This window comes from Siminovitchia jepli (assembly GCF_047228825.1).
GTDB lineage: Bacteria > Bacillota > Bacilli > Bacillales > Bacillaceae_C > Siminovitchia.
Genome location: NZ_JBFEGN010000094.1, coordinates 1 through 13,242 on the forward strand (window position 1 = coordinate 1; position 13,242 = coordinate 13,242).

General features: G+C 43.7%; 12 protein-coding genes and 1 other annotated feature. Of the genes, 7 read left to right on the forward strand and 5 right to left on the reverse strand.

Annotated features, from left to right (window positions below):
- Positions 1–248: 248 nt before the first annotated feature.
- The 5 genes from nrdR (at position 249) to thrS (ending at position 6,523) form a co-directional block, all read left to right on the forward strand.
- Positions 249–704: a transcriptional regulator NrdR gene (gene nrdR / locus AB1L08_RS19275; RefSeq protein WP_413066275.1), complete on the forward strand. Its 456-nt coding sequence runs from the start codon at positions 249–251 to the stop codon at positions 702–704.
- Positions 705–720: 16 nt separating this feature from the next.
- Positions 721–2,142: a replication initiation and membrane attachment family protein gene (locus AB1L08_RS19280; protein ID WP_413066264.1), complete on the forward strand. Its 1,422-nt coding sequence runs from the start codon at positions 721–723 to the stop codon at positions 2,140–2,142.
- On the forward strand, positions 2,126–3,061 hold the full coding sequence (dnaI, locus tag AB1L08_RS19285; protein ID WP_413066265.1) for a primosomal protein DnaI: 936 nt from the start codon (positions 2,126–2,128) through the stop codon (positions 3,059–3,061). Before AB1L08_RS19280 ends, dnaI begins: the two co-directional genes overlap by 17 nt.
- Before the next feature lie 395 nt (positions 3,062–3,456).
- On the forward strand, positions 3,457–4,260 hold the full coding sequence (locus tag AB1L08_RS19290) for a putative sporulation protein YtxC (RefSeq protein WP_413066266.1): 804 nt from the start codon (positions 3,457–3,459) through the stop codon (positions 4,258–4,260).
- Between the two features lie 69 nt (positions 4,261–4,329).
- Positions 4,330–4,551, forward strand: a binding site (T-box leader).
- Between the two features lie 40 nt (positions 4,552–4,591).
- On the forward strand, positions 4,592–6,523 hold the full coding sequence (thrS, locus tag AB1L08_RS19295) for a threonine--tRNA ligase (RefSeq protein WP_413066267.1): 1,932 nt from the start codon (positions 4,592–4,594) through the stop codon (positions 6,521–6,523).
- 753 nt (positions 6,524–7,276) lie between these two features.
- Here the strand turns inward: thrS and AB1L08_RS19300 are convergent.
- From AB1L08_RS19300 to AB1L08_RS19320, 5 genes are all read right to left on the reverse strand, one after another.
- Positions 7,277–7,819, reverse strand: a complete 543-nt coding sequence (locus AB1L08_RS19300; protein WP_413066268.1) for a YusW family protein — start codon at positions 7,817–7,819, stop codon at positions 7,277–7,279.
- Between the two features lie 190 nt (positions 7,820–8,009).
- Positions 8,010–8,636, reverse strand: a complete 627-nt coding sequence (locus tag AB1L08_RS19305; protein WP_413066269.1) for a hypothetical protein — start codon at positions 8,634–8,636, stop codon at positions 8,010–8,012.
- The gene (locus AB1L08_RS19310) at positions 8,624–9,490 is read right to left on the reverse strand and encodes an ATP-binding cassette domain-containing protein (RefSeq protein WP_413066270.1); all 867 of its coding nucleotides are present in this window, start codon (positions 9,488–9,490) and stop codon (positions 8,624–8,626) included. The genes AB1L08_RS19305 and AB1L08_RS19310 overlap by 13 nt, the downstream gene beginning before the upstream one ends.
- Positions 9,491–9,495: 5 nt before the next feature.
- Positions 9,496–10,227 (reverse strand): hypothetical protein, encoded by a 732-nt coding sequence (locus AB1L08_RS19315; protein WP_413066271.1) that lies wholly within the window; start codon positions 10,225–10,227, stop codon positions 9,496–9,498.
- Positions 10,215–11,387 carry a hypothetical protein gene (locus AB1L08_RS19320; RefSeq protein WP_413066272.1) on the reverse strand — a complete coding sequence of 391 codons (1,173 nt, stop codon included), beginning with the start codon at positions 11,385–11,387 and terminating at the stop codon, positions 10,215–10,217. Before AB1L08_RS19320 ends, AB1L08_RS19315 begins: the two co-directional genes overlap by 13 nt.
- Positions 11,388–11,699: 312 nt before the next feature.
- Here AB1L08_RS19320 and AB1L08_RS19325 point away from each other — a divergent pair, with 312 nt between their 5' ends.
- On the forward strand, positions 11,700–12,755 hold the full coding sequence (locus tag AB1L08_RS19325; RefSeq protein WP_413066273.1) for a polyprenyl synthetase family protein: 1,056 nt from the start codon (positions 11,700–11,702) through the stop codon (positions 12,753–12,755).
- A gap of 18 nt (positions 12,756–12,773) precedes the next feature.
- The gene (comX, locus tag AB1L08_RS19330; RefSeq protein WP_413066274.1) at positions 12,774–12,935 is read left to right on the forward strand and encodes a competence pheromone ComX; all 162 of its coding nucleotides are present in this window, start codon (positions 12,774–12,776) and stop codon (positions 12,933–12,935) included.
- Positions 12,936–13,242 lie beyond the last annotated feature (307 nt).

A 13,242-nucleotide genomic window follows, 5' to 3' on the forward strand; every position in this document is an offset into this window, starting at 1 on the left:
TCATCAGATTACACTCCATTTCCAGTAAATTTTTGGGAATTCAGGAATTTACTCGTTTGGAATACCGAGAGTATATCCTATTTTAATATTATAACTGTATACCATCTCAGCAAGTATGGACAAGTATTTTACGCAAATGGTTTTTTAAAAGCTTTTCATACAATCCGCCGCTAGCTGCTTTTCTCCTTTTTCTTTCCGTTTCAATTACGGTATAATGAGGAGAAGCACAGTTGAACGGAGCTGAGAAAATGAAATGTCCTTCATGCAAGCATAACGGCACACGTGTCGTAGACTCGAGACCGGCAGATGAATGGAGGTCCATCAGAAGAAGAAGGGAATGTGAACGTTGTTCTTACCGTTTCACAACCTTTGAAAGAGTAGAGGAAATGCCTTTGATCGTCATTAAAAAAGAAGGCATACGTGAAGAATTCAGCCGCGAAAAAATTTTGCGCGGACTTATCCGGGCTTGCGAAAAACGGCCTGTCACGCTTGATCAGCTTGAAACGATTACAAACGAAATTGAAAGCGAACTGCGCAGCCTGGGCCAGCCCGAAGTGAAATCCGAGATGATCGGGGAAATGGTCATGGATAAATTGGCCAAAGTCGATGAAGTGGCATACGTCCGTTTCGCTTCCGTGTACAGACAGTTTAAAGATATTAACGTTTTTCTTGATGAGTTAAAAGAATTAATTAAAAAAGATTAGCGAAAGTGTGTTTTGCGTGAAACAATATTGGCATGAAGTTCAGCCTGTTGACAGCCTTTTTGTTACAATGAACGGTGTACTCCATGAATATGACAGGAAAGTAATCTCGCTCCTGTACCAGCCCCTCATCGGAGCGGTCAGCACAAATTTATACTCGACACTGACATTTCTGGTGGAAAAAAACAATCTTTCCTCTCCAGAATGGAACCACTATCAATTGATGGATTTGATGGGGCTGAACCTGGAAGAAATTTACGGAGAGAGACTAAAGCTGGAAGGAATCGGACTTTTAAAAACCTATATGAAAAGTACCGATGACAAAAGATCCTATATTTATGAACTTCAACCGCCTTTATCTGCCGAACAGTTTTTTACGGACGGCATGTTAAACATTTATCTTTATCAAAAAATAGGCCATACTCACTTTATGAAACTGAAAGGCGTCTTTTTGAAAAAAAACGTGAAGACCGATGAACATAAAGAAATTACCCGCTCATTTCCGGATGTGTTTTCATCCATGAGTGTTGCAGCATTGCAAACAGGAAAAGGTGAAAAAGCAAGCGAACCCGAACCGAATACCGCCTTCACCCACCGAAAAGCAGCGGAGCCGATTCAAATTTCCGGAAATGATTTTGATTTTGATCTGCTGTTATCGGGTTTAACGACTTCCATGGTTCCCAGAAAAGCGTTGACCCCGCCCGTAAAAGAAACAATCAGGAAGCTGGCATTCCTTTACTCGATCAATGAGGTGGAAATGCAAAAAATCATCTTGTCAAGCATGACAGCAGATGAATCGATTGATGTCGACGAGCTGAGAAAGTGGGCCCGCGACTGGTACCAAATGGAAAATGATGACAAGCTTCCACAGCTTGTCAACAGGCTCCAGCCGCCCATTTTGCGCGATAGCGAAGGACCCGGGGATTCCAAAGAGAGCAAACTGATTCATTATTTGGAGACAACATCGCCCAGACAGTTATTAATCGACCTTTCGGGCGGGGCCCTGCCGGCGATGTCTGATTTGACCGCCGTAGAAGACATTATGCTGAGCCAGCAGCTTGAGCCCGGAGTAATGAATGTGCTGATTCATTACGTCATGTTAAAAACGGATATGAAACTTTCCAAAAATTATACAGAAAAAATTGCTTCCCATTGGGCCCGCAAAAAAATAAAAACAGTCAAAGCAGCGATGGAATTGGCGAAAAGCGAGCACCGCCAATATCAATCGTGGGCAAAAAGCAAAAAAGAAGGAAATGAACCGCGGAAAAAACCAATTCGAACAGAAATGCTTCCGGACTGGTTTTTGGATGAGGAGGCACAGGCAGGTCCTGCACACACGATCACCGAATCCGATGAACTGGAAGAAAGGCGTAAAAGAGTAGAGGCCATCCAGAGAAAATATCAAAAACATGGAGGTGAAAAAGGTGGAACGGATCAATAAAACATTGAGCAGGCTTCCCCGGTGGACAGCTTTGAGAAGCAGGTTTGACAAGTTGAAACAGGAAGTGCTGGAACATCCCGATATTCAGGCGTTTATCAGGGATAATGAGGGCATCGTTACGGGAAAAATGGTTGAAGCCAACTTAATGAAGCTTTATGAATACATATCCCAAACAAAAAATTGTGCGGATTGTCCCGATCTCCCCCATTGTACGAACATGATGGAGGGCTATGAACCTTCCCTTGCGATAAAAGGCCAAATGATCGAAGTACATTACAAGCCTTGTATGAAAAAGCGCCTGTATGAAGAACGAAGAAAAACAGAAAGATTGATTAAAAGTTTTTACGTCCCGAAAGAAATTTTACAGGCATCTTTTGCCGATTTTTCATTGGACAGCCCCGGGAGGATTGACGCTTTCGAATATGCGGAAAAATTCGCTGCCGAATTCGATCCGAAAAAGAAAATGAAAGGCCTGTTTTTATACGGAAATTTCGGTGTAGGCAAGTCGTACTTGCTCGGTGCCATTGCCAATCATTTGGCCGAAAAAGGGGTGTCCTCCTTAATTGTTTACGTACCGGAATTTTTCCGGGAAATGAAACAATCGCTGGGAGATCAAACGTTGAATGCCAAATTGGAGCTCGCCAAAAATGCCCGCATCCTCATGCTTGATGACATCGGAGCCGAATCGATGTCCAGTTGGACGAGAGATGAAATTCTGGGTTCCATTTTGCAATATCGCATGCACGAACACCTTCCAACCTTTTTTTCGTCCAATTTTGATTTTCAAAGCCTGGAACATCACTTAACCTATTCGCAGCGTGGTGAAGAAGAGAAAATGAAAGCCAAACGGATCATGGAACGGATAAAATATCTTTCCATGCCCATCAAACTGGACGGCCCGAATCGCAGGCATATGTAAAATATCTAGAAGAGGGCTTTCTGTCATTGATGTATGCTTCTTCGGCAAGGTTCATCATGAAATGGGGCAGTCCAAAAAGCCGGGGAAAACCGATTTTCCGGGACAGCCTTAAGGAACTTTCATTCAAGATGCGGAAGGTTTGATTTAACTTCTGAAATCTATACAGGCGAGCGTATCGGAACTGCCCCATTCATAATAATTCATCCGCCTTTAAAAAGACCCTGAAATGTTTATCCTCTGGGTATTTCCTTCAGGAAATTTCATAAAATTGTCTGATCTGCAATATTATGCACATTGGCCAATCACGATCCTTTTTCCCATTCGTCGTCATAGGATGGACGCGCCCTCCATATACATATATCAGTGCAATAAAGTTTGTATAAGGAGGGGCCGCCTTGGAACTCGCTTTTTTATCCGCTGATGATGCCAGCCGGCTGCAATCTTTTTTTCTAAAAACGGGCATCAGCCTTTTCTGTGAAAAACAGTCCGGCCGTTATGTCTTTTCCTTTCCAAAAGGTGAAGACCAGGATCGTTTTGTTGAAGCATTAACGGAATTTATTATACATGTCAAAAGAGCCGAATTTTTGGATCAAATTTTGGTCAATCGTTTTTATTACGAAAATGAAGAAGAAAGGCTGCAAATTATAGAAATTGTCAACGCAATGTGCCTTGGAAAACGGGAGGAACTGACGGCCCTTACCGCTAAAATGAATGAGCATTCCATTGTAAAACAAGCTGTAGCATCTGTTTTTGAAACAGATGATGCTGTTTTGTTGGAATCGCTGTTAACATTCCGTCTAAAAGACTACTATGAAGCCTTGACCCAATACTTGCATGTAGCGATTGATGAATATAAAATGGAGCAGGATTATCAAATGTTTGTCAACATGCTCAGAGACTATTTAAACAAGCAAAAGCCGAAAAAAAAGCTCGTCCATCTGTCACTGACCGACCCTGTCTGTTTTTATGACGAAGACAGCAAGGAAATGACAAGGGATGAGGTGATGGAATTGGTGGACCGCCGCCTGTTGTTCAATCATCCTGTTTACATTGACTCGGCCGTGATTGCCCCGCTTCTTTCCATTGCGCCCAAGAAAATTTTTCTTTACACGGATTCCGAGGAAAAAGCGATTATCCGCACCCTGTTAAACATTTTTGAAGAAAGATTGAAAATTCTTCCTCTTGCCGATTTACCGTAAATAATCATTCATCTCTTGCATTTCCTCAAACAACGATCTATAATAACCTACATAATCCAGATCCATCATGAAAAGGTTATGACAAGGACATGGGTGTTCATTTACGGTTTACAGAGAGGGAAGATGAAGCTGGGAGCTTCCCAACACGATTTGAATGCTTACCCCCTTGGAACTCCATTCGCGAAGTGCCAGTAGTGAATGGCGGATGACTTCCGTTACATGTTCTGAAAGTCATTGGCTTTGTGCCGATGAAAATTAGGGTGGAACCACGTGAACATACTCGTCCCTTTCTCGGGACGGGTTTTTTATTTTGTAGAAGGAGTGGATAACATTGGCTCAAGACTTGCAAATTACTTTTCCGGACGGAGTAGTGAAGGAATTCCCGACGGGAACAACAACTGAGGAAATAGCAGGTTCAATTAGTCCCGGTTTAAAGAAAAACGCAATTGCCGGCAAGCTGAATGGTCATTTAATCGACCTCCGGACACCGATCGAGGAAAATGGGGACATTGAAATTGTGACATCTGGCAGTGAAGAAGCCCTGGAAATATTGCGGCACAGTACAGCACACTTAATGGCCCAGGCGATCTCACGGCTTTATCCAGGGGTCAAACTCGGTGTCGGCCCTGTTATTGAGGACGGATTTTACTATGATATGGACTTGGCTCATTCATTGACGCCTGAAGATTTGCCGAAAATCGAAAAGGAAATGAAGAAAATTGTCAGTGAAAATTTGGAAATTGTTCGGAAAGAGGTTGCCCGTGATGAGGCGAAAAAGCTTTTCGCCCATGATGAGTACAAACTGGAATTGATTGACGCCATTCCGGAAGATGAAAAAGTGACGATTTATGAGCAGGGCGAATTTTACGACCTGTGCAGGGGCGTACACGTTCCTTCCACAGGGAAAATTAAGCAATTCAAGCTGTTAAGCATAGCGGGGGCCTACTGGCGCGGAGACAGTAACAACAAAATGCTGCAGCGCATTTACGGTACGGCATTTTTTAAATCAAGCGATCTTGAGGATCATCTCAAAATGCTGGAAGAAGCGAAAGAGCGGGATCACCGCAAGCTTGGAAAAGAGCTCAGCTTATTTACAAACTCGCAAAAAGTCGGGCAAGGGCTCCCGCTTTGGCTGCCAAAAGGGGCAACCGTCCGCAGAATCATTGAGCGCTATATCGTGGATAAAGAAGTGGAGCTTGGCTATGATCACGTCTATACACCCGTTTTGGGAAGTGTCGACTTATATAAAACGAGCGGCCATTGGGATCATTATCAAGAAAATATGTTTCCGGTCATGGATATGGACAATGAACAGCTCGTATTGCGTCCGATGAACTGCCCGCACCATATGATGGTTTATAAAAATGAAATCCACAGTTACCGGGAATTGCCAATCCGGATCGCCGAACTCGGCACAATGCACCGCTACGAAATGTCCGGCGCACTGTCCGGCCTCCAGCGGGTTCGCGGCATGACCTTGAATGATGCCCATATTTTTGTTCGCCCCGATCAAATTAAAGACGAATTCATCCGGGTTGTCCAACTGATCAAGGAAGTATATCGGGACTTCGATCTGAATGATTATTCATTCCGCCTTTCTTACCGCGATCCCAAAGATACCGAGAAGTACTATAATGATGACGAAATGTGGGAAAAGGCGCAAGCGATGCTGAAAGCGGCGATGGATGAGATGAACTTGGATTATTATGAGGCGGAAGGAGAGGCAGCGTTTTACGGTCCGAAGCTCGACGTTCAAGTTAAAACGGCTCTCGGCAAGGAAGAAACGTTGTCAACGGTACAGCTTGACTTCCTGCTTCCTGAAAAACTTGATTTGACCTATATCGGAGAAGACGGCAAACAGCACCGCCCGGTCGTTATTCACCGCGGAGTCGTATCAACGATGGAACGATTTGTCGCCTTTTTAATAGAGGAGTACAAAGGGGCATTCCCGACTTGGCTGGCGCCTGTGCAGGTCGAAGTAATCCCGGTAGCGCCGGATGTGCATTTCGACTATGCCAAACAGGTCACAGACAAATTGAAAGCAAACGGATTCCGTGTTGAAATGGATAAGCGCGACGAGAAAATCGGCTATAAAATCCGTGAAGCCCAAATGCAAAAAATCCCTTACATGATTGTGGTAGGTGATCAGGAAGTCAACTCTGAAACAGTCAACGTCCGAAAATATGGCGAGAAAAAGACGGAAACGCTCCCGCTTCAGCAATTTATTGAACAGTTGAAAGAAGTCGCAGAGAAACACCATTAAAACAGAAAAGCTTGCAGGGGCCAGTGGATCCCTGCAAGCTTTTTAGTGAATAAAGTAAACTTGCTAAGAAATTTATTTCAAAGAAGCTTTTCTGTGTCTAGCTCCGGCGGACAGGACGTCCTAGTGCCGCCGGCGCCATAGGACGTGGCGGCCTAAGGCGGCCAGCGCCTAGCCCCTCGATGTCACAAGCTGCTTCCCTATTCGCTTACGAACTGCCTTCTTGCGAATTGTCTTGTCTGCGCTTAGCAAGGCGCTTTTCTTGTTCGTTTCGTTCACGTAGAGTGGTTCTAAGTGACCGTAAAAGGTGAAATCTTGTTATTTGGGTCACGTAGAATGGTTCTAAGTGACCGTAAAAGGTGAAATCTTGTTATTTGGGTCACGTAGAATGGTGACCGAAAAGGGTGAAATCTCGACATTTGGGTCACATAGAATGGTTCATAAGTGACCGTAAAGGGGGAAAATTCGTCGCTTTCTGGAGCCCGAAGAAGGTTGAAATCGACAAACCAGTCACTTAGACACGTTTAAAAGAGCCCAAAAGATATTGTAAAATGTTGCTTAGATGTTCAAAGCGGCCCAGCGGGTGGGTCCTTTCCCTCCGAATAAGAGAGGGCAGAGCATCTAGTATTTATGAGATTTTTGCTTTTTTAGTGAATATGATTGACAGTTGTTTAATCGCTCATTAAAGTGAAGGCTTCTTCGGCAATTTGTCTTATATTTACAGCCGATAGGGGCGCCTGCGCTTTTTTACGTGGATTATTTCCGATCTTCAAATTCTTTCTTCGTTCCATTTTTTAATACATATTCAAGTTCAAATTTCGTATAATGATCGTCCAGTTGAAATGTATCGAAAATTTGTTGAATCGCATCGGCTTTCGTTGTGTTTTCATCCAGCTGGATATCTTGCATTAACGTATAAAGGGTTTGAAAAGCTTCTTTTCCCTTTAATCTTTTATCATGGACGGAATCGTCCAATTCGGCACGGTAGCTTGAACCGTTGTTTTTTTCTTCATATTCGTAATCATATTCCATATCGGGGGCATAATCTATTTCCAGGCTGAACTTTGTAAAAGGGAATGTTTGCATCATTTTTTGCTCATCGATTGCCCTAACATTTCCGTCATCCGAATTATTGCCGCTTTCATCTTCCCTCACAACGTCATTATTGGTATTTGCGGATTCATTTCCCGATTGGGTCAGCTGCTCTTTCGGATGGTTATCTACAGAAGGATCGTCAGAGCAGGCAGCCATTCCGAAAGCAAACAAGGACGCAAAAAATGCGTAAATCCATTTTCTCATATTGGCGATCTCCTCCAAAAGCATTTGTTATCAATAGTTTTTCCCATTCGATGGGAATTAAACATTGCTGTAATAGAAACCGTGTGAGGAGATTCTTTGCTATTTTTGCCTTTCGAATGTTTTTAGCCAGGACGAAAGTGTAGATTGGTCCACACACTTGGATGCCGTCTGGTTGATCCTGAAAGAGCCGCTAATTAAATTTCCACCATAATTGAACGATTGCGTATAAAATCCCAACTCCCAAGGATACGAACGTAAGCCGAAGCCAAAAGGCATGGAAGGGTTCCTCAAATAAAAACAGGTGCGGCCAGGGCATAAAAGTGCCTTGCGTAACGACCTCCATAAACGTGTAGCTCACGATGATCCCGATTGTAACATCCAAACTATTTGTGGCGCTTAAAAGGGCCACACCAATGATTTGATAGAAAATAAACAGCATAGCGAGATGAACCAAAATCGTGCCCGAGAAAAAATCCGGACCATTGATCCAGGCGGCCAGTCCTGCCAGCAAAGAGACCAGCAGCCCGTGCACAAGCATATAGCGGATGATATCCACAGGCAGCATCCTCCGATAATAAAAGAGCAATGTTTCCTCTGCCCCTTTTTCGTACAGACTGCTGTACAGAAAGAGCAAATGCCAGCCAGCCATTGGCACTGCAATCCCCTGTAAAAAAATATAAGGCAAAAACGGGTCATCGGATCGCGTTCCGGCAGACAACATCAGGAACACGCACAGCGCGTAAGCCGCAAATGGAAAGCTGTAAGAAAGGCGAAGCAATTTGACATCAAATTTGAAACAATGAATCAGCCTAGCCATGGGAAACCTCTCTTAAGTGCGAGATATCCATCCATCAAACGAGGAGTAACGGGCCGGCCGGCAGGTTCATCCGCCAGGACACGGACGACAATATGGGAAGGTTCCTCGTTCATCTGCACAACCTCTTTTGCCGCAATCACATCATCCAGTTCAGCAAGCGGAACGTCCAATTCATATGTGCAATGCGCAGCTTTTTCTTTCAGCGCTTCGGGACTGCCTTCAAACAACATCTGCCCGTTGCGGATAATACCGACCTTTGTACACAGAAATTCAATATCCTCGACAATGTGCGAGGAAATGATCACCGTGTGGCGCTTCCCCAACTGTTTTAGCAGATTGCGAAAACGCACGCGTTCTTCAATATCAAGCCCCGCGGTCGGCTCGTCAAAAAGCAGGATCGACGGCTTGCGCAGCAAAAGCTGGGCGATGCCGACACGCCGGCGCATGCCGCCGGATAATTCCTGCATTTTTTTATATAAATGGCCGGTCAAATTTACTTGTTCCACCACCTCTTTAATTTGTTTATACGCGGCAGAGGGCCCGCTGCCTTGAAGAATGGCAATATGCTCAAGCACATCATACATTTTGAGCTCCGGGTAAATCATAAAGTCCTGGGGCAAATAGCCAATGCGCTCCGTACGTTTCACATAAGTGGCTGTGCTGATTAACTCGTCCCCAATGAACACGCTGCCCGAATTGAAGCTTGTCAGCCCCGCCAATATTCTCATTAACGTCGTTTTGCCGGCCCCATTCGGTCCCAGCAGTCCGTAGACACCTGAGAAAGAAAGGGTAATATTGGATAATATGGGCTGTTTTTTAATGACTTTTGTCAGTTCATGAACCTGAATTTCCACCGATTTCACCTCTTTACTAAATCCAGCACCTGATGCCATGTCCATGCAGCATCCATTTCCTCATACCATGTTTTGAGAAACTGCTGTTGCTGCTCAACGTCTAATTGATAAAATGCTTGATAAATGGAATCCACGATCTCTTGTTCTGCCTTCGGCAAATTGTCCGAAAAGAAAGTTCTGCGGTAGAGATCTACTCTCCATCCGTTTTTATCCCGAATATAATGGCTTGCCATATGGACCCACTCCCTATACATGCTGTAGGGATTCTTTCTTTGAACGGTAAGCTCAAGGATGTTTTCCTGAAAATCTTTCGTTGTTTCATCATCATCCACTGCCTCTCCATATCCTGTGTCATATATGAGATGATCTTTTGTCATCAGCGAGGAAAGGCCATAATTCGAAAAAACGATAGCCTTGGGCAATGATTGGACTGTTGTGGGTGCAAGCTGCTGTATTTCATGCAGTGTTTTCTCCAATAGTGACAGCACCGTCGGCACTCTCTCTTTCATTTTGGGCCAGTCCGCCGGATATGTAATCTGATAATCGCCGTATGTCAACTGATGTCCCTGTCCCTTGATCAGCGATACAGCCTGTGCCTTTCCCCTGTAGACTTCTCCTTGCCTCGGGAGATTGCAGAACAGCGCATTTTTCGCCTTCACCGTAAATAAATAGCTTTCATCAGGCGAAAAGCGTTCGCTTAATTCGATTCCCCCAATGTATTCATTCATCTCATACATATGTGCCGCTCTTTTTTTGGGTACCAGGCCTTATCGGCGAGCAATACAGTCCGGCCATTCGTATAAGGGACATAAGATGTGTCAACAATTTCGTAATGAAAGGTTAGTAAGGACGTGTTTTCCGGCAGATGAACCTTCACGATATCCCCATTACGTTCAAATCCGACCCGTTCGTTACCTGCTGTGACCGATTTTATCGGATAGGCATGATACAGTTGAAAGGTTGGCTTCATCGTGTCCAGGCGGGATAATGTTATTTTCGCGGTTGCCTGCTTTCCTTCCAGTGAGATCCGGTATGACTCAATCTCATAACGCAGATCCGCTTCCACTTTATGTAACTTCTCATAATACTTCGTTTCGGTTGCATGATCTGCATTGCTAAAGGCTTTTGTGCTTAGCTCCACCGCACTAAAGGATGAAATGACAGAAAGGAAGAATATTCCCAACAGCACCTTGATCACATGATGCCGTTCTCTGGTGTTGTGTGTCCACCGGAGTGACAGCATGAAGATAATTCCCGCAGCGATCAGAAACCATGTCATTAATTTCAACTCATTGCCCCAATGGACATCAAAACCGGTAAAGGAGTGATATACGGTCATCGGAGTGTTCATCCCAATAAAGAGCAAAGATTTCCATTCATTCGCATGAACGGTAGCGAAGAAGTCAAAAAACAGCTCCTTATTCATGCTCCCAGTGGCAATCCAGATGAACAAAATTCCAAAGAAGCTGCTTTTCTTAATGCCAAAGATCATCGCCATGATCACGCCAAACAGCATATTTAACATAAAAGGCGCAAACATATAGACGATTAAAAATCGCAGCAAAGATAAATAAAAGCCGGAAGGTTCTATCCCGACAGCCATGTAAACAACAAGATACAGACTATAAGTAATGGCCAATAAAAACCCCTGAAACAAAAAATGCGCGGCAAACATCGCGCTGATTTTCTCCATCATAATGCGATATCCGTCCACAAAAAATGACTGAACGCCAAAAAGGAACTCTTTGGCCTGGATACGATAGAAAAAAACGATGTAAAAAATCGATACCATTTGCACAAGCATTGCGATCTCACTAGGCAAATCTCCGTACTCTTCTATACCATTCGCAGTGGCAAAAAGCAGGATGAGCCTGCTGATCAACAAAACGAGAAACAATATACATGCCCCAACGTACAATTTACTTCTAGCACACTGTTTTACATAAAAAAGAAGAAGGAATTTCCAGCGCACTTCATTTCACCTGATCTCTATTGACACCTTTTTATTAATGGGTGGTTTGTTCGGAACTCAAAAAAATCCAATTTTGGGTTATAAGGTTTACGGCTGAATGATTATTTTGATTATGGCATGGATTTTACCGGATTTCACCGTAAATCGGGTTGCGGATTTCCGCAAGGGTACTTGCGGTGTGGAAAGAAAATCAAACGCCGAACCGAAATGGCGCGGTTGCTGGGGCGGGAGCGGGTTTTGGCAATTCGGAAGGCTAGTTTCAAGCAGCATGTCTTTTATCCGGGCTGTGATATACCGCAATCCCCTTTGCGGAAAACCGCAAGGGGGATTGCGGTAAAATGCGGGATAAATAGATTAAAGGCACATTTTACTAAAGTCGGATTGATTGATGTCAAAGACAGAATATTACACGAAATAAAATGGATCATAAATCAGGAAATTCAACAAGAACATTTACAAGCAACTATCCAAAAATATGTGGAAGCCCAAACAGAGAACGGCTTTCCTTTTGCGGAGCTTGTTGTTTTGCACTATCAAATGCTCAATGGATCGGAGCCGGACAAAGTCATTTCCGTTGCTGCCGCGATTGAACTTTTGGTGCTGTCTTTCGATATTTTGGATGATATAGAAGACGGGGATGACCACTTGAAGTTATGGATGCAAGAGCAAAGCGTGGCATTAAATGCCTCTGCCGCAATGATTTTTTTATGTTTGGATGTAGTGAAAAAAGCGGATTTGCGGAATAAAGAAAAAGCCGTATCCATTCTTTTGAAACATTCGCTTCTTGCCATCAGCGGGCAGCATATGGATCTTATGGGGCAGTGCCGGACTGAACAGGATTATATTGAAATGGCGTTGAAAAAATCGGGATCTTTGGTTTCACTTGCCTGTTTGGCCGGAGCTGTGTTGGCCCGGGACGATTATCCGCAAGAGATCAGACAATACGCCCAATTCATGGGTCTTATCGGCCAATTGAATAATGATATCTCCGATTTGCAGACTTGGGAAGGAAAAAATGATCTCATCAATAGAAAAATCTCGCTTCCCATCATCTATCTATTGAATTTTGAGAGCAAAGAAGCGGACATCATTCGTGCCTATTACCAAGGCTCCGTTGAAATAGATGAACTGCTGGGCAAACGGGAACGGATGAGCAGGCTGATCGTGGAAAGCGGAGCGCTCCTTTATACGGAAGTGATGAAAAGAATGTATCAACAGCGAGCGAGGGACAGGCTGAACAAGCTGGATGCCGACCGCCAATATATTCATCGGCTATTAGACTATATACTTTAATGAAAGGGGGAACTGAACATGCAAGAAGTGGTACAATACTTAATAAATAATCCTGACGTTTTAATCAAAGTGAAAGAAGGCAGTGCGAGTTTGATCGGCGTCAATGAAGAACAACTCACAGCAATCATGGATGTTTTCTTTGGGAAAAGCATTGCTCCAAAAGCATATTTTTGGAAGTGAAATCTTATGCCGGGCTACCCGGTTTCTTCTAAGGTGATGTGAATGAAATCGTTCCAGAAATCTCATGTAATCTTCTCAATGATGGTTTTCTTCATGATGGGGCTGATCTTGTATTTTGGCTTGTTGACAGCCTTGAGGAGTAAAAAATCTTCGAGATAATTTCAATTATCATACCCCCTAAATTTTGATAAATGTGGGATAATTTAACTGTGTTTATCATGATTTAGGGAGATTTATGGATGATTACAAGAAAAGAAAAACGTGAAAGAGAAAAAAATAAAAACTTTTTCTTCGAGTTCGTCAAAAT

Excerpts from the sequence above, each read along its gene's own strand:
- comX (WP_413066274.1), top strand. The coding sequence starts at position 12,774 with ATGCAAGAAGTGGTACAATACTTAATAAATAATCCTGACGTTTTAATC.
- AB1L08_RS19315 (WP_413066271.1), bottom strand. The coding sequence starts at position 10,227 with ATGTATGAGATGAATGAATACATTGGGGGAATCGAATTAAGCGAACGC.
- nrdR (WP_413066275.1), top strand. The coding sequence starts at position 249 with ATGAAATGTCCTTCATGCAAGCATAACGGCACACGTGTCGTAGACTCG.
- AB1L08_RS19300 (WP_413066268.1), bottom strand. The coding sequence starts at position 7,819 with ATGAGAAAATGGATTTACGCATTTTTTGCGTCCTTGTTTGCTTTCGGA.
- AB1L08_RS19305 (WP_413066269.1), bottom strand. The coding sequence starts at position 8,636 with ATGGCTAGGCTGATTCATTGTTTCAAATTTGATGTCAAATTGCTTCGC.